This is a genomic window from Streptomyces oryzae (assembly GCF_017676365.1).
Classification (GTDB): Bacteria; Actinomycetota; Actinomycetes; order Streptomycetales; family Streptomycetaceae; genus Streptomyces; species Streptomyces oryzae.
Window position 1 is genome coordinate 65,018 of the sequence record NZ_JADKMA010000003.1, and the last position, 18,958, is coordinate 83,975.

The window sequence follows — 18,958 nt, forward strand, 5'->3', positions numbered from 1 at the left end:
GCGCGTCGCGAAGGTCAGGGCCCGGAACTTCGGCGACTACGCGGTCTACGCCGACCCGGCCGGGGTGAAGATCGCCGAGCGGCAGCGGGTGAAGGAGAAGAGCACCTCCGCCACCCAGCTGAATCCCGTCGGCAAGCCCGCGATCGGCGTCGGTAACTACCCGGGCAGCGAGTGGACCGTCATGGGCAGGGCCGAGTTCATCGGCAGCTACAACCAGGTCACGTTCAAAACGTCGCAGAGCACCACCTTCCAGGAGACCCGCGCCGTGAAGGCGCTGGGCGGCAGTCATACCTACGTCAACGACATGCTCTACGACGTCGAGGCGTACGAGCAGAGCAGCGAACACGGCGGCCTGGTCCCGTACGCGTCCACGTCGGCGTCCGGGTCGGCGCGTGGCGCGTCGCCGCATGTGATCAGGCTGGGAGTGCGGTCCGGTTTCCGTTGGAGGGTGCCCGACGGGATGACGCGTAAGGTGCCCGACGGCCCGGCGGGGCTGCCGCGCGAACTGCGCATGCCGGAGAAGGTGCTGCCGGACCAGGTGACCGCCGATCAGTTCGCTCCGCCCCCGGCGCTGCTCGACTGGGCGCTGCGGGTGGCGCACAAATACGGCGGCGTCACCTTGGAGCACCTCGGTGCCGAGGACATTCTCAAGGTGTTCAGGTCGTCCTCGATGCGCGAGCTGATGGTGAAGTCGACCCGTGGGGAGGGGCAGACCCGCGCCCTCCTGGCGGGAAACCGGGAGGCCGGCCACTTCACCTACCGGACGGGTTATGACCGCGCCCAGCCGCAGACATTGGATCGTCCCTTCTACGACGGGAACGTGCACACCGAGGGCGACCTGATCACCGATGTGGATCTGGACCGCTCGGTCGGCAAGAGCGCGGCCTTCAGCCTCTTCGGTGGGCCGGTGGCCAACTATGTCGTCGTCCGTGCGCAGGGCGGGGCCGGCGGTACGGTCAGCAGCGGCCGCAGCGACGCCACGACGCTCTCGCACTCGGGCACCGTGCGGACCGGGCGCGAGGACAAGGGCACCCACGGCTCGTATCGGACGCCCGCCTGGATCGAGGTCACCTACCATCCGCCGCACGAGATCGCCGGCTTCGATCCGCCGCCGCACATCCAGAACCCCGACGCGGCGGAGCTGACGCAGCGTTTCAGGGCGAACGGCCGGCTGCGCACTCCGGCCGACGACGCACGGGAGTGGGCCGGCTGGGACGCGAACCGGAAGCCGCAGGAGGAAAACGGGGGCGTTCCGCCTGAGCTGCCGGAGGATCTGCGCGATCGTCCGTTCGCGGCGATGGCCTATCAGAGCGGGCAGTTCCTCGGGGCCGAGCGGATCAGCGGCCTGCTGCCACCGCGCAACACGGCGCCGAAGCACGGGCTGAGGATGGCGTCCACCACGAGCCGCAGGCTGATCGCCGCGCAGGGAACGGAAACGGAAGCAGAGGGCAGTGCGCCGTCTGTGCAACGTCGGCGAAGCGGGAGCTCAGGTTCGCAGCCGCGGAACGGATTGGCCCGCCTTCGTAGCCTGGCCTCCAGGGCGAGCGGTCGCAGCTTCGGCAGCGGCGAGGCGAGTCCGCAGTCACCGGCACGGGCGGGAAGCTCCCGGTCCGGACGTGCCACGCCGGTGCCCGCCGAAGAGCGGCCGTTGGCGACTCAGATGGTGTCGGGCATTCTCGAGTCGCTGGAGGACATCCCGGAGCTGAGGCCCTTCGTCAGGACCAGGCCGTCCCGGGTGCGGCGCACGGTGAACCGGGCACACCACGCCGTCTCGCCCGGGTGGCGGAAGGCCCGTACGGGGATGGACAACGCCGGCCGGGCCGGGTGGGCGCGGCTTCGCGGCCGGCCCCTTCCCGCCCCGCGAAAGGCCGCGCTGCGCTTCGACTCGGTGTACCGGAAGGCGGGCAGTGCGCTGCGGAACCGCAGGCGGGTCACCTCCGGCTTGTCGCCGATGGCGTTCGATCCGCAGATGCGTGTCCTGTTCGACGGGGAGAAGTACTTCATCGTCCTGACCGACACCGGCCGGCTCAGCAGGCGCAGCCTCGTTCTGGAGGTCAGTGCCGAGAGCTGGACCGAGCCGAAGTGGAAGGGCGTGCGCCCTGCCCAGAACACCCAGGGCTCGCGGGGCGGCACCACCGGCATGGCACAGAGCTCCGAGGTGACCCGGGGATGGTCGGGGGGTGCCGGCGCCGACGCGGGGCCGAAGCTGGAGGGCGCCTCGAACGGGCTGATGTCGGGGTTCGGTGCCACCTACGGACGCTCCCAGGCCCGCAAGGGCGAGACAGGCTGGTCCGCCGGAACCGACCACGAGGTGGTGTCAGGACCCCGGGTGCACGTCTACGACACCCGCGTGACGGTCAGTGTGAAGGCGTATCGTGCACGGCTGCCGAGGACGGCGCTGCGGCTGTTCACGGGCTCGGCCTTCCGCGAGGGCCCGCACTCGACGCCGCTGGCAGGCCCGATCCCGGAGGGCGCGCGCATCCCCCTGAACGGCAGGAGGGACGACGGCGCCCTGGTCATACGGACCCGTGCGCGCATCTTCCATCCGGACGCCCTCATGCCGCACAACCTGCGTACCGTGCGACGGATTCCGGGACCCACCCCTGACAGGCCGGCCCTGCCGCCGCTGCACTCGCAGCGGCTGTCGGAATCCGAGGCGGAGGCGCTGCGTGACGCCGCCACCTCGCGGCCGGTGTCGGAGACGGAGCGGGTGCACCGCACCCATCTGCGGGTCGGCCACGAGAAGCCCCTGGCCGGGCTGATAGCCGACGTACTGGCCAAGGTTTCGCCCGAGGAGACCCGGTGGGCCCTGAGCGTCGAGGGCAGCAGTGAGCGTCTGGGTGTCGAGCTCCTCGTCGGTGGCGGAAAGCTGGAATCCCAGCTGGACGCCATGCTGCGCAACGGCCGGGACCTCTCCCGGATCTACGTCCAGGGGCAGGTCTTCCGGCACGAGGCGGAGATACGGCTGCACGCGCTGTCCCGGGGCCACCGGGTACGGGACGTGGTGGACCGCGGTCTGAACAGCACGCGGGCCGCCGCGGGGACCCTGACCGCGGGCAGCGGCAAAGCCCAGCAGAGCAGCATGGATCTTGCTGCGCGGCTGACCGGCTTCACCGGCCTCAATCCGACGACGCCGGGAGCAGTGCCGGGCGCGATCTACACAGGCCCCTCCGCAACGCTCTACAACCGCACCGCGGGCGAGGGCGAGTCGAGCGGCCTGTCGGCCTCGCGAAAGGTGACCGAAAAGCGGTCTGGCCGCCAGGTGCGTACCGAGTACGACAGCACCCTCTACGTCGCAGAAGCCTCGATGAAGTCGCGCAACCGCCTCTCCTCCTCCGCGCGCTCCGCGAGAGTGGCGATCGCGGCGATGGAGGTGAACCAGAAGCGGGACGAGCTTCTCGACTGGCAGGACGCCAGGAGGCTCGGACTCGTCGACAACGGCCTGCCCCAGCTCCAGCCCCCGCCCGCCATGCACCCGCTGACGGACGAGCCGCTTTTGGCGTCGGTACGCGGAGCGATCGACACCGGGCCGGCGCTGCGGGAGTTCGCGCTGCGGCTTCAAGAGCGGGGACTGGGCCTGACGCTGCCCGACTCCGGCATCGGGGACCTGGGCGGTCTGCACGACTGGCTGCACAATCTGCTGAGCAGCCCGGACACCGTCAGCGGCACCTATGACCAGCTCGCCACCGACGAGGGAATGCCTTTCCGCCACTTCCACAACCGGACCTACACCCGCTCCACCGGCGAGTGGGGGCCGCTCACCGGGGAGGTGCGGGCCCGCCTGGTGCGTGGCAGGCCCGTGGACCGGCGGCAGCCGCACTACGAGAACACCGTGGAGATCGAGAACCCACTCTCCGCCAAGGGGCAGAACTCCCGTTCCCGTACGCCCGTCAAGAGCCTGTCCTTCTGGGTGCGGGGCGTCCCCGGCACCGAACCGAACGCGGCGGACGGCTCCGGCCAGGGCTCGTACACGGTCGCCAACGCCAGCGCGTCCATCGGCCTGCCCACCTCCGAAGGCAGCACGGAGGCGCAGGACGTCATCGTCATGCCCGTACTCACCGTCGAGGGGCGGCACGACGAGTTCGACGTCCCGGTGAGCCTGGAGCTGAGCTACACCCGCGACGACGGCGAGATCGTCACGGTGCTGGCACCGGCAGGTCAGGTCGTCGAACTCTGGCCCGAGGCAATGCTCGTACCGGCGGACCAGGAGCCGGAGGGGCCGGAGCCGGCGGAACCCGTGCAGCACGGACCAGGCCGGTCCGAGCCCGCACGTCCCGCGCCACAGCCGATCACTGTCGCTCCGGTACAGGAGGGCGAGGAGTGGGGCCCGGGCGCGCAGCAGCAGCCCTTGGCCGAACTGCTCAGGGACAGCAGGGTCGCCCTGCTGAACGGACCCGACGCAGCACGGCTGATGGACCACGCGATCGCCGTGCTCGATCACGCCGCGGGAGTTCCGGACGCCGGTAGGCCCCGCACATCCGACGTGCCCGGCACGAGCACGACACCGGGAACCTCCGCAACCGAGCCGCACACGCACGGGTCCAACCATCCGGCGACGGACGGCAGTTCATGGCGCCGCGCCCTCAAACGGCTCGCGCCGCGCGGACGCGGCCACACCACGCTGACCCGCCCCGGCACCATGCCACGCCAGACGCTGAAACAGCTGCTCACCAGCCGCCTGCTGCGCCTGACCGGCCGCGCTGCGCTGGGCCCGGACGGCTACGAACTGCCCCCGGTGCACGACGGTTCGGCTGTCGGCTCGGGGGTGGGAGATGTCACCGTGCGCTGGCGCCCGGACGCGAACGGCAGGCCCCGAGTGCACACGGTGACCGACGGCGTCACCTACCACGTCGAGCGGCAGGTGATGGACACCCCGCAGCAGCAGGAGGGGGGCGCTTCCGGACTCGACGCCGGCTTCAACGGCTCCGCCTATCCCCTGTTCCCCACTGGGTCCAGCCCTTCTGCCCCCACCGGCTACCCCAGCGAAAGTGTGCCGGTACTCGGGACCGGTGAGGCCGGCGGCGGCCAGTACGGCGAGGGCACCGGCTTCCGGATCAGCGACGTACCCGAGGGAGGCCGCAAGCTGCTCGTCGGGACGACGATCGAACAGCGGGTGGAGGGCCGCGTCACCAAGAGCTGGCTGAAGCGGTCCACGAGCGCCGTTCACCGGTTCGTCACGGGACAGCCGTCCGCGGGCGGTCGGCGCGGGCAGCGGTTCGCCTCCTCGTTCACGTCCGAGAAACAGCTCTTCGCGCTGGTACCGGAGGAGCTCGCACGTGAGCACGGCCTCATCGACGACGAGAACTTCCCGCAGGAGCTGGCCGACGCCTACGATCACGTCAAGGATCTCAACGAGCGGATCGGGCGCGCGGCGAAGGCGCACCGTACCGCCACCATCCAGGTTGAACGCGACTACGAAGACCTCTACGACCTGCTCGGCGAGGCCGGCCGGACAGCTCAGGGCGAGCAGTGGCCCCTCCCCGGCCCCACAGCGGCCGACGACGACCTTGTCGGACGCTACCGGGCCGCCGTACACCGGCTGACCGGTCATCTGACCGAGCTGGCGCGCGAGCGTGACACCTACGAGCGGCTGTCGGCGGAATACGGCAAGGCGAAACGGGCAGCGCAGCGTCAGCTCGACTGGTTCCAGCAGGATCCGGCCACCCGCGACGAGTCGGCCAGGCTGGCCCCGTACGAGCCGGACGAGGCGCACACCGGGACCCCCGTCCCGGTCGGTGACCCGGGCGAGGCCGGTGACCGCGACCACCCGGCCGCAGCCCCGTCCCCATACGAGGCGGAACCGGACCTGCCGCTCCATCTCGACCCGGACGCGCAGCGACTGGTGACGCGGGCCGGCTCGCCCGGCGGTATCTGGCCCGGCGCGATCCCGCCCCAGCATCTGCTGCTGCGCGAGCGGCTCAAGGCCGACGGCCTGCGGCAGGCGCTGCGCGGCAAGCGCGCCAAACTGGCCGAGGCGCGGAACAGCGGAGACGAGGACCAGGCGGCGCTGCGCCGTGGCGAAATCGCCTACCTCCACGAGGCGTTGGTCGCGGCGGCGAACACCGTCAGCAATATGGCGGGCGAGATCCACCGGCATGTGGGCGAGCTGAACGCCATGGCGGAGACCTCGGACAGGGGCACCGCAGCCGAGGCGGCGGAGCTCGCCCGTGAAGCGGCGGCCCATCTGCTCGACGGCGGCGTGCTCGATGTCCGTCCGGGCGCGGCCGACGCGCTGACGCAGGAGGTCGACCGGGCCCGTTCCGGCCTGGACGAAGGCCCCCGCCCCTCCCGCAACGTCCTCCGCAAGGCTCCGCCCGGCGGAGTTCTCCCGCAGCCCGTCGACGAGAACATCCGGGCACAGCGCCAGGAGCGGCTGGACAGGCTGACGGGCGAGCTGCACCAGGCACAGGTGCAGCAGTCCGTCCTCGACTTCGTCGACGAACGGCTGCCCCAGCCCTCGGTCTTCCCCGCCACCCGGCCCACCGGTGACCTTCCGGAGCCGGTACGCGGCGCCCTGGAACTGGAGGAGGCGCTGAACGCTCCGGTCCGCGGCGAGGCCGTGCGGGACGGCGCGGGCGGCGTGGACGGTGCGCACCGGCCCGTCACGCACTACGTCGACATGGATGGCACCGTCTACGACGTACACGACCCGCACGACGCCGCGCACCCGGAGGCGACCGCGGGCGAGGGCCTGCCGCTGTCCCTGGGCCTCGGGCTGACGGCGCTGCACGCCGAGGGCCGGTACGACGGCAACAACCCGTATGCGCACGGCACCCCGCAGCAGCGCGCCCAAGGGGTGCGCGAGGCGCTGGCCGCTGAGCTGCACCGGCGGCCAGGTCTGGCCGACACCTGGTTCGGCCCCGAGACGGGAGACGTCTTCACACGTGAGGACCTCGCCGCCGCGGGCCTGGAGGGGGCCCTGTCGGCCCCGCACCAGACCGAGTTCGACCAGGACGGCGTACTGCACCCCAACGTGCGGCTGACCCCGCAGCAGCGCGCGACGTTGCTGGCCCGTCAGCTCACGCGCGGCGGAAGCACGACGGTCGCCGGTATCGCGAAGGCCGGGTACGACAACGCCGCCTCCGACTACGTCCCGCAGCTCTTCGCCCGGCTGCACGGAGTCGACGTACGCGTGGTCATCCCCGACCAGGGCGAGCTGGTCTACCACCCGGACGGTCTGGACAGCGCCGACCCGCAGCCCGAGCCGGGCCGCCCCACCGTCCATCTGCTGCTGGACGGCGACACCTTCAAGGCACTGATCCCGCGCCGCCTGCGCGTCCCCGCGGAAGGCGCCCAGCCGACGTCGGAGCGCGAAGAAGAGCGCGACGGACATGGCGAGCACGAACAGCCCGAGGGGCAGCCGTACGACTGGGAGCGCGAGCTCTTCGACGCGTACGAAAACGGCGAGCGGCAGCACGGCTACGGCTCGGGCTCCGACGACGACCTGCACGAGTCGTCGTCCGCGACGGGCGAACCGGCCGGCTCACCGGACACACCGGTCATCACCGAGGACCAGGCCGCCCAGCTCACCCGCCAGATGCTGCGGCCGGTCTTCGTGCCGGCCGACGGCAAAGCCGTGACGCACGCCCTCACCGCCGTCGCGTTCGACGAGACCGCGGCGCTCGCCGGGCGCCCACTGCCGCCCGGCGGGGAGGAACTGCTCGGTCTCTTCGCCGACCGGCTCGCAGGCGACCTGTCCCGGGGACCGTCCGCACGGCGCTACTGGCCACTGCTCGATGGGCTCGCCGTCCCCGGCGCCCCCGAGCCCGCACAGGCACCGAGCGACGACCAACGCACCGCCGACATAGGGGAGATACGCGCCAGCGAGGGCTCGTCCCGTACCGACTGGCTCGTCCTCGCGGCGGGCGCCGCGGTGCTCGGCCTGCGGATGACCGTGCTGCTGCCCGACGGCGGGCAGTGGCAGGCCGGACCACCGCGCGGCAGGCAGGTCTCACTCCTGCTGCTGCCGCAGAGCGGGCCGCACCACGGCCGCTGGGCGGGCAGCACCCTCCTTCAGGAGAGCTCTGTCCGCAGCCGGCCCGTTCAGAACCATTGGTCCACGAACAGGGCCGCCGTGAACGGTGCCGACAGCCCCGCCGCACCGGCCGCGAGGCAAAGTCCGCCTGCCGCAGGCTTCGAGACCTTCTTCGACGCCGACCCGCGCCCGGACTCCCCCTCCGACGACGCGGACAACGGCGTAACCGAGGGCCGCGAGCCAGCAACCTCCCAGAAGGCCAGGCCGACCGCTGCTCCGGCTTCGTCCACTCCGGCCTCGCCTGCCTGGTCGGACACTTCGTCTGCTGAGTCCGGCTCCAGTGACTCCGAGAGCGAGTTCAGCGACTTCAGGGGCGGCTCCGAGAGCGAGTTCGGCGACATCAGCGACGCGTTCCGCAGCCTCAACGTGCCCGTGGCCGCTGAGGGCTTCGGTAGTGCCTCGGGTCACGGCGACGACTCGCTCGGCCCGGACGCGAAGCCGTCGAGGAAGATACTCATCCGGCCCGTGGCCGGTGCGCCGAACCGCATATCGACGAACATGGCGGCTGCGGCGCCGACCCCGTCGACGAACATGGCCCCGCCGGCTCCGGCGTCTGCCGCCGGTCCGTCGTCCGCGGTCACGCCGACGCCGCACGGAGCGACGCAGCTCTACGACGGGATCCTCATCGCGCTGTACGGTCCGACGCCTCCGGGCGGGCCGCAGCGGACCGTGGAGCGAGTAGCCCTGGCCTCGTTGGACAGGCTGCGTGCGCAGGTACCCGCGTTGCAGGGCGGGCCGCTCAATATGGAAACGCTAACCCGCCATGTGCTGATGCTGGAGCCGGGTCAGCCTGTGACGCCGCAGGATATTCGCGAGTTGCTTCAGGTGGCGATGGCGCCGGAGGTATGGGGGACGGACAGCCTGCAGAAACTGTCCGCGTCCTACCTGGTGCGTCACGGCATGTATGACGATCAGTTCCGCCACCTGGATTCCCAGGGCAACCCCTGGGGCTGGGACTGGACGCCCGGTCTGCCCGCCGGCTTGGACCTGAGCAAAGCAGGAACGGTCAGCGGTCCGAATCAGGCGCCCGTCACGACAGTCGGTGACAGTCCGTGGAACGGGGAGCCGTATCTCTACGCCGGGAACGGCAGCGATGCAGAGACGGTCTGGGTGCGGGGCCGTCACGGGTTCGAGCGGAATGTGCCGTTCGAGGTGTTCTACGAGGCAGTGGCGTTCGACCCGGTGCTGTCCGTGATCCCGGGCGGGGTGGACTTCGACTTCCTGCTGGCGATGCCCGATGCCACCGGTCATCACCTCCACCTCCCGGACGCGCTCGCGCTGCAGTACAACAAGCGGGTCTGGGCCACCAACGGCTTTGCGGCGGCGACGTCCGTGCCGGGGCAGTCGGCCCGCCCCATGTTCCTGCTGGACGCGCGGGACGACGAGATCCGGGCGCGCTGGCTGGTGCGGGATCCGGCCACAGCGCGTGCCGCCAGGCCCGGAGGCGGTGAAGTCGACTGGAGCCGGAAGGAGATCGCCTTCCCGCTCGTCGGCGACGACCACCGCGTCTTCGGCTACCTCTCGATGGACCCCGCCGACCCCAAGAACGCATTCGTCCGCCGCACGCATTGGTACAGCAAGCTCCTGGGGACCAAGACCTACGTCAGCTACCGTGTGGGGCAGCTGGGGGCGAAACAGGGGCAGGAGTCGAGCGCACAGCGTCCGCGAATGGTTCCCTGGGTCGAGGCCAAGCTGCCTGATCCGGTCATCGGGGTCAACCACGGGGGAGCCGGATTCAGCACCTGGCACACCAAGGACGGGATCGAAAGGGTCCGCGGGCCGGAGATCGGGCGCAGGGTCGCCTACCAGGTGGCGCTGACCGGGGCGTCCCCGGACCGTCCCCTCGTGTTGCCGAACTGCTTCGCCGGAATGTTTGACGCGGCGGATTCCCTGCCGAACCCGCCGGTGTCGTCCGATGGACGGCCCGCGGGAGTGGACCCGCTCGACGACGTGCCGACCGCTCAGCACGTGGCGAACGAGACGAAGCGGACGGTGTACACCACGCCGTTCGAGAACGGCGTCAACTTCGAGGACTACCTCTTCCCGGATACCGGGTCGGATCAGCCGCAGTACTTGGTCTACTCCGATGGGCGTGGCAGGGAAGAACGCTGGCTCGTCTTCCGTCCCGAGCCGGCCGGTGCCGAGCTCGACGACGTGGTGCGGATGGCGCATCTGCACCACGGCCCCGGGTCGGCGTCCGAGAAGCGGGAGCGGGCGCTGCGTCTGGTGCGGGCCCTGCGGCAGGTTTTCGGCGCCTTCGTGGATCAGCGTCCGGACTACGCACGGTTGGTGAGCGGTATCGGGGCTCTGGAGAAGCGGAGGGAAATCGATACCCCTCTGAACCGTCCAGGAGCCCGCAAGTTCACCATGGAGCTGTTCGAGGCCCTCGCACAAGCACATAGCAGCTCCGGGCACCCGCAGGCAGCTCAGGGCGTGTCGAAGGTGACCGGTGACACCTACCACCGTCTGCTGGAGCAGGCGGCGGACAGATGGGACGCACAGCAGCGCGGCCCGCTGACCGGCTGGCTGCCGCTGCCGACCGTCACCCAGAAGCTGGAACGGCTGGCAACGTTGCCGGATGCCGCCGCGAGTATCAGGGCCCTCCTGGGGTTGGACCCCACCGCGCTGCTCGGGGAGAGGGAGTGGTCTCGGACGCTGTGGGCTCAGGTCAAGACGCAGCAGATCGTCGACGGGGTTCACGACACCGGGAGGTTCGCGAAAGACATCCTGCGCCTGCCAAGGCCGGATCCGAACCGTTTCAACGAGGCGGTTGTGGCGGTACGCAGAGCGCTGGCCGCCGGCCGGGACGCCGGGGACGTCAACGAGTTGGCCTCCCACGGTCCGGAGCGGGCCGGGGCGCTGTCACTCGCCACGCTCATGCGGGACCCCAGCGGTGAGGCATGGGGCAGGCGGCCCATCGCTCCGAACCAGCCTCGCGCGAAGTTCGACGCCAGCGTGGTCACACTGATGAGGCGGGATAACGGTTCGTTCGAGGTGGACGGCACGGAAGACGCCCCCTGGAAGGACCTCCCGCGCCCCTTCGTGTATGACGTGCGCGGCAGCGTTCCTCCCCTCCCGCACCTCGCCGATCTGGCCTACCGCGACCCGGAGTTGCGAAAGCGCGGAGAGGACGCTCCCGTGATCGCGACGTTCGCCGACGTCAACGCACTCGGTCAGTTCGTACGCAAGACGGGCAAGCCGTGGATCGGCTCCACGAACCCGGTCGCCTTGCGGTTCGACCCGGCTCGCGACGCCTACACTCTCGCGGTGTACCCGAAGCCCGCGGAGCACGCCGCTCCCCGGGGCACGTGGCGAAAAATCAATCCGCGGTACGGCGACGTACACGTCCCGGTCCCGCCGAACGCGGCGCCGACGGGCGCGGCGACCGGCACCAACCAGGCTTCCGGGCACGTGCACACACAGCCGGTGAGCAATGCGCCGAACAGCTCCCCGGCCGTTCCGTCGCCGAATGCGGACCATGCGTCGGATATGTCGGGTCGTGCGGAGCCGACGGTGCCGACAGCTCCCACCTCGAACACCGCCGGCCGGTCGGCTGCCCGAGCGCGGGCGCGGGCCTCGTCCGGACAGCCGGTGTCCGGGCTGGAGACGGCCGGCTCTTCCGCGCTGCCGCCGACGGCGCCGAAGGCTGTGGGGCCGGTGTCCGGTCCGAAGCTGAGCCGCGAGGAGCTGACCCGGCTGGTGCGGGATGTCGCCCGGCGGGTGCCGTCGGGCGGGCTGTCCGAGGAGTGGTGTGCGGACCTGCTGCAGCAGCTGCGGGACGAGTTGTACCCGGCGGGCGTGCGTGCCGCGGGTGCGCTGGACGATCTCGCGGTGAGCCGGAGTGCGCGGGAGGGTGCGCTGGCCGCGGGACCGGGCTGGAGGTCCGTGCGGGAGTGGGAGCACGTGGCCGAGGCGCTGAAGGGGGCGGGCCCGCGGTCCGCGGCCTTCGTGCTGGCGCGGCGGCCGGGCAAACGGCCGGGGCACGCGTGGGCGGCGTACCACCTCGGTGGCGAGGACGGTGTTGTGTGGGTGGACCTGACGCGGCCGAAGGGGCGTCAAGTCTCCGATAGCCCGCCGGACATGGCGCCGGCGGAGGCGCGCGCTGTGATCGTCGGGCCGAAGGGCCAGGTGCTGGAGGACGCGCTGCCGCTGTTCGCGCAGTCCTCCGAGACCGGGCGTTCAGTGGTGGACGCTGCCACGGATCGGAGGTACGCCGCGTTCGGGGTGGAGGACGAGGACATCCGGGTCATCCGTATCAAACACAAGAAAGGTGATCCAGCGGATCTGGGGCATCTGCCCCTGGCCAGGGGGCACGGACTGCAGGCTGTCGTCGACAGCGGGCCGTTCTACCGGGATCCCCGGACCGGGGCGTTCCGGGCCACACCACCGGAGGTTCCACCCGGACAGGACCCGCCCGAGGCAGAGTGGATCTACATCGTTGAGTTCGATGTCGATCCGATGGAGGTCGTGGAGGAGGAGCAGCGGCAGACCCTCGATGAGGGGCTGTCAGCCCTGGAGCGTGCCCAGTCGGAGCTGGGCTTCGTCGATGAGCTGGGGGAGCCGCTGCCGCTCGGCGAGCTGCTGCGTCAGGCCGAGGGGTGGGAGCTGACCGACTTGGGGGAGCGGACCGAGGTCCAGCCGAAGTCGCCGGACGCCGGTCCCGGCCGCTACGGGCAGCTCACCGCAGGAGTGAGCGCGCTCGGCCTGCGGAGCCTTCAGCATCAGGTCCTCCGTCGGCTGACGCAGCCGGTCCTGCAGCCGCTCCTCCTCAAAGGCAGCGACTTCGGTCAGGTTCTCGCTCGTCAGTACGTGCTCGGACTCATCGGCAACGCCGACGCGTCGAGGGTGGATGCGCTCACGCCGTTCCTCGCCGCTGTTCCGGATGTCGAGGAGGTGTGGGGTTACTCCTGGCTGCTGTTCAACGACATCGCAGCCGAGCCGGTCGTGGCCACGTTGGAAGGGCAGGTCCTCACCAAGCACTTCCTCGCGGCAGCGTCACGGCACTCCTTCGAGTACCTGCGCAGGGCGCTCAGGCCCCGCACCCGGCAGTTCCTCCAAGACCACGTCGACCGGATCAACGAGGTCTCCGCCGGGCACCTGACGGAGCTGATGGAGCAGCTGCAGCAGACCCTGAAGGGGTTCGGGAGGTTCCCCGTCAACGTCTTCGACCTCACTCCGCGCTCTGCGGATCCGGACGCGAAGCCGGCGAGTCCGCGCGAGAAGATGAATGTGGGGCTGACCGGCCGCATGTCCTCGGGGAAGCGGCTGGGCAGGTTCGACAGCGTCGGCATGGCGGAGTTCGGTGCACTCGATACGGCCTCCGGACGACTGCTGGTTGCTCTCATTCTGGTGGAGCTGCGGCACTACGGCTTCCAACAGCTGATGCAGCCGGGAGAACTGCGCCGACTGGCGACCGAACTGGCCGACTTTCTGCGGAGGGATTACGAACGGGCGAAGGCCCACCGCCTCCCGCTGTCCGAGGACGCGCTGCGGGAGTCCTTGTCGCGGATTCTCGACAGCTCCGTGGCGCAGGACCTCGCGCCCTTCCTGTGGCTGGCGGACGAGGGACTGCCGCTGGCCAACGGCGAGCGGCATATGCTGCTGGACACGCCGACCGCCGCGGACATCGCCTCGGCCGTCGGGTCCTGGACCCTGGGCACTCCGCTGCCCGAGGAGCTGCACCAGCGGCTGAGCGGCGCGGTGCAGGAGGCGGAGTCCCGGCTGCCGGGACTCTCCCGGCCGGACCAGCAGCAGATCGTGCCGCTCGTCGACGACGCGTGGGCCGCTCTGGGGAAGCTGGCGGATCCGGAGGAGCTGCCGAGCCCGGTGCGCTGGGACACGGTGGTCGAGGCAGCGGACGGGGAGCTGGTGCCGCTCGACCAGATCGCCGTCGACCTGCACCGGGCCGCGGAGGGCGATCCGGCGGAGGGCGATCCGATGGCGGTGTCGTCGGGCCCTGCCCAGGACCGGGCCAGGTGGCAGCGGTCCTTCGGCCGACTGCCCGGGGTTTTCGCGCGGACGCCGGAGAGCAAGGGCGGCGACCGGGGCGTACCGGCGGTGACGGGCAGCCGGTCGGTGCCGTTCGCGAAGGCGTTCGGGCTGGGTCTCAAGGCGAACGCCGGGCTCGTGCAACTGACGCTGAAGTCCGGTGCGGTCAAGCAGTTCAGCTTCCCGGCGCTGATCGACGTGCTGCACGCACTCGCGCCGGATCTGAGGGCGCAGACGTCGAATACGGCCGCAGTGGTGATGGGTACCGATCTGGCGGGCCCGGCGATGGCGGATCCGGCGATGGCGGATCCGCTGGAGCACCCGGTGGCCGGTCAGTACCTGGCCACGGTGTGGGACCGGTGGCTGTTCGGGACCGCGAGCGGGCGAGAGCCGAGGATCGTGGACCTCGGCCCGGGCCAGAACCCTTCGGCCCGCTTTCAGTTGGCCGAGGGCGACTGGTGGGTGGGCTTCCGCGCGGACCCGGGCGAGCCGGAACTGCGCGCTCTCTCGACGCGAATCACGGGGGACCAGGCATCGCCGCAGCGGGTGCTGCGCTGGGTGCGGGCGATCCGGTTGATCTACGGCCCGATGCTGGAGAAGGACCAGGCGGCGTTCGACGGCCTGTTGCGCGGGTTCTGGGCGCTGGACTTGCAGCGGGCCGATAACGGCGACCGCTCACTGCTGACCATGGGTTCGCTGCGTCAGTTGACGGTGTCCTTCGCTCGCTGGCGCGGGCAGCCTGTGGGCCCGCTCCCGCGGGCCCTGCCGCTGATGATGGATGTCGCGGCGAGTGCGAACGATGTGAACCTGGACCTGTCCGGCGTCGACCTCACACCGCGGCACGCGCCGCCGCTCGCGGGGGAGTGGGCCGCCGAGGGGCCGTCGTTCTCCGGCCCCGCCTCGTCGTCCGTCCGGTCCAAGCCGGCGCGGGCCACCGCCGGCCGGTCGGCTGCCCGAGCGCGGGCGCGGGCCTCGTCCGGACAGCCGATGCCCGGGCTGGAGACGGCCGGCTCTTCCGCACCACGGCCTTCCCGGCTGTTCACCCAGCCCGTGCACTCCGCGCCGGTGCCGGCTCTGCCGCCCGCGAAGCTGGTGCCGCTCACCGGCCAGGGGAACACGCCCGACGGGTTCTCCATCGGGAGGTCGGCGGCGCAATTGGCCAGGGTCGGTGTGCGCAACCGGGACTTGAGGGTGTCCCTGCCGGATGCCGTCATCACGGGGTACGGCGCCGACACACCGTCGGGCGGCGGGGACGCGGAGTGGCGGCGGGCCGCTGAGCAGGCCGGTGCCGAGCGTGCGCGGCTGGTGCGCACTGCGTTCGTGCAGAGTCTTGCGGCGTCGCTGCACTCCTTGCAGGGGAACCTGCCCAGGGAGCAGCGGCTGACGACGGCGGACTTCGACGTGCATGTGCGCGGCCGGGCGCGGATTCCTTCGTACGATCCGATCGGTGACGCGTTGCGTGGGGAGGCGACCTCTGCGGACATCGAGCGGCAGGTGACCATCGAGTTCGACTCCGACACGGACGCGTCGGCGGTGGAGATCCTCGACGTGCTGCGCGGGGAGGACCGACGGCTGGACGGTGAGCCGTTGGATGTGGCGGGGCCGGCCCGGAAGGTTCTGCACCTGGGCGAGACCGCGGAGGTGAATGAGCCGGAGCGGCAGGCGTTCTTCGAGCTTGTCGAGCGGGCCCGGGAGGCCGGGAGGGCACGGAGCTTCGCGGCACTGGCGGCCTTCGATCTGGAGGAGCGTGGACTGCTGGCGCGCGACCGGAAGCGGTATTTCACGCGGAACGGTGTGCGGGGGCCCGGGCTGAACTGGAGCTCGGCCAAGGTCGTCGAGCTGGACACCAGCCGCAGTTTCACGCGGGTGCAGCGGGCGGACGGCTCCGAGCGGGAGCCGGAGAAGGGGTCCGCGCCATGGGCGCGGCACCCGCGGGCCTATGTGGTGGCGGCCGAGGGGCGGCACGACTGGGTACGGGCGCGCTTTGACGACGAGTCGGTGCTGGACATGGACTTCGAGGAGTTCGTCGAGACGGTGGCGGCCGATGTGGCGCGCCTCAGGCTGCCTCCGGGGACTCCGATCGTGCTGGCCATTCCCTTCGCCGGTGACCGGCTCCTGGATCTGCCCCGGCTGCTCGCGGACCGGACCGGGATGACGGTGTTCGCGCACAGCGGTCGGGTTGAGCTCCGCGAGGAGTCCGGCATGGCCACCGTGGACGTGGTGCACCGATACGGGGAGCCGAAGGGCGACTGGATACCCAGTCCGCCCGGCATGGGGCGCGATCCGCGGGACGGCGACGAACTGGCCGAGTTCCGCGGCATGTTGACCCGGGCCGCCATCAGTGAGACGACCGGAAAGCAGATCGGGCGGTCGTCGTTCAAGGACGCGGAGCTGGGCAAAACGGGTTACGAGGACCGGATCCGGAATCTGGACACGATGACGACGTTCGTGCATCGCCACCCCGTCACCGGGGAGGAATCGGAAGAGCTTCCGATGCCGGCGCCCGGCGAGGAGAGTGACGCCTACCACGAGGACATGCACGGCAGCCCGGAAGGGCCGAGTCCGGCTTGGGCAGACGGCAGGCGGCAACGGCTGGCGGACGAGGACGATTTGCGGCGCTGGTACCGGCGCAAGAGCGTGACCGGGAACCCTCATCGCTGGCTCAGTTTGGAGGAGTGCTCGCTGAGTCAGCATCCGGACCGCTCCCTGCCGCGCCTGGTGGAGTTGGGGGCGAAGGAGGAGGCGTTCGTTCCGGACCCGCTCGGGCAGATGACGAAGGCGCGGAAGATCGCGACTGCGAACGGTTTCTACGTACGGTCAGCCAACCGCAAGCAAGGCGACAAGAAACTGCGGGACGGCCGGTACGTGCGGATCCTGGACACGGACCTGTGGGGTAGGCCCGGGCGGTGGATCATCGATCCTCCCGAGCCCAGGGGGGCCGGTCTGGACCGGCTCGCCGCTGAGATGGGGTGGCATTCGGGCCAGGGTGAGGCACCGCCGCACGTGCGGGTGCGGACGCTGCGCGCGTGGCGGGCGCTGGTGCTGGTCTTCGACTGGAAGGTGGACAAGGAGCCGGACTACCTCGATCTGCTGCGGGGGGTTGCCGCGCTCGATGACATGTGGGGGGCCGATGACCGGTTCGCGGATGTGGGCCCGTTCACCATGGACTTGTTCCGGCGGGTGGTGGAGGCGCACCCGGAGGGCGGGCCGGATCCCGACCAGGCCGCGTACCGTGCGGTGCTGGCCCGCGCCAGGGCGGTGTGGTCCCAGGCCAGGGCGGAGGAGCGGGACACGCCGCTGCGGGACTTCATGACATCCCCCACCGGCAGCTTGCTGCCGGCCGTGGACGCGGCGGCCGCGTGGGTGCAGCAGGCGGACCTGGACGACGAAGTGGCCGAAGCCCTGGACCTGGAGCAGGGCCGGAACGGCGTGGGAGTGGCCGAGCGGTCGCGGGTGTTCTGGGCGCGGGTCAAGGCCGAGGAGACGCTGAGCGATCCGGACGCCGACCCCGACGGGCAACTCGCGGACGTGCTGCGACTCGCCCCGGACGTCGAGCCGAACGACGATCTGCGCGCGGAGCTGTGGTCGGCCTACACCGCCGCGTACGCGGCCGGGTGGCCCGCGGCCGACCCCGATGTGGTGGCCGCGCACGGCTGGGCGCGCTTCGGCGCACTGGATGACGATTCGCTGCTGGAGTCCGTCTGGCACGACGGCGAGGACATAGAGGATATAGGGGGGCGGGACTTCGGGCCTGAGCCGAGGCCACCCATGGTCGACCTGACCCAGATCCGCACGCCCGACGGGCTGGAGACGGCGCCATGGGCGGCCGGTGACCGGAGCGGTGACGACACGGAGTCGGAGTCGGGGTCGTCAGAGGCCGCTTCTGCGTCGGAGTCCGAGTCGGACTCCGATTCCGAGCCGGGATTCGAGCCCGAGCGCCCGTTCCTGGTGCGGCGGGCTGTCGTTGACCGGAAGAACCCGGACATCGTCCACGTGACCCTGGGCGAGACGGAACACCGGATGGCGATCGGCACGTTCATCGAACTGCTGGCCGCCGACCGCGCACTGCTGGAGCGCCCCGTGAGGGCCGAGGTCGTGATGTCCGTCGAGGGGCTGGACCGGCTCGACCCGGACATGCGCCAGCTCATCGCCGACCGGATCGGCCGGGCGGTGTGGTGGACCCGCCTGCCCGTGGACCTGTCGGGGACCGGCGACAGCGGGCTGTCGGTGCTCACCCTGCGGTCCGGCCCGGCCGGAACGCCCGCGCCGACGGCCGCCGCCTGGGAGAAGATCGGGCCCCGGGACGAGTACGCCGATAAGGAGTACCCCCTCTCCGTACCGCCCCCCGCGCCCCGCTCCGCACGGCGCAAGGCGGACGTCTCCGGGACGGACGTCTTCGAGTCGGACTCGGAAGCGGAGGAGGACGGCGAGCCGCAGCGGAACCCCGCCACGCGTCCCGTGTTCGACGACCGACACGCCTCCGCCCTGAAGCCCATGGGCCCCGGCGGAATCGCCCGCGCCGCTACTGCCGGCATGCCGGCTCCGAATTTCGATGTGCCGAAGAGTCATCAAGACGACGCGACGTTGCGCGGGCGGATGTCGAAGTTCGACGCGATGCGTGAGCCGGATTTTGTGGCCGCGCTGGACCGGGTGCTGGACGCCATTCGCCGGGATGGAATGGGCGGCGAGAAGGGGGTTGACGAGGCTGCGATCGATGCCTTCATGGCGAAGGTGGATGCGGCGCAGATGCTCCAGGTGCGTTATGACTGGTGGTTCGAGAATCAGCATCGGCTGAGCTTTGACGAGGCCAAGATGACGGAGGCGGAGAGGGAGACCGCAAACGGCTGGGTGTGGTCGAAGATCTCACCGCTCCCGCCCACGGAAGCCGCGTTGCAGGGGGCCGGTGTCGCTCTTGAGGCGTCGGTACTGGGGAGT

Annotated in this window: 1 protein-coding gene (only partly in view); it reads left to right on the forward strand. The window is 71.0% G+C overall.

The coding region annotated (locus ITI46_RS01170) for a lonely Cys domain-containing protein (RefSeq protein ID WP_209237245.1) crosses the window boundary (this coding region is incomplete at its 3' end): on the forward strand, positions 1–18,958 show 18,958 of its 44,032 nt. Its footprint runs off both ends of the window (11,828 nt to the left, 13,246 nt to the right).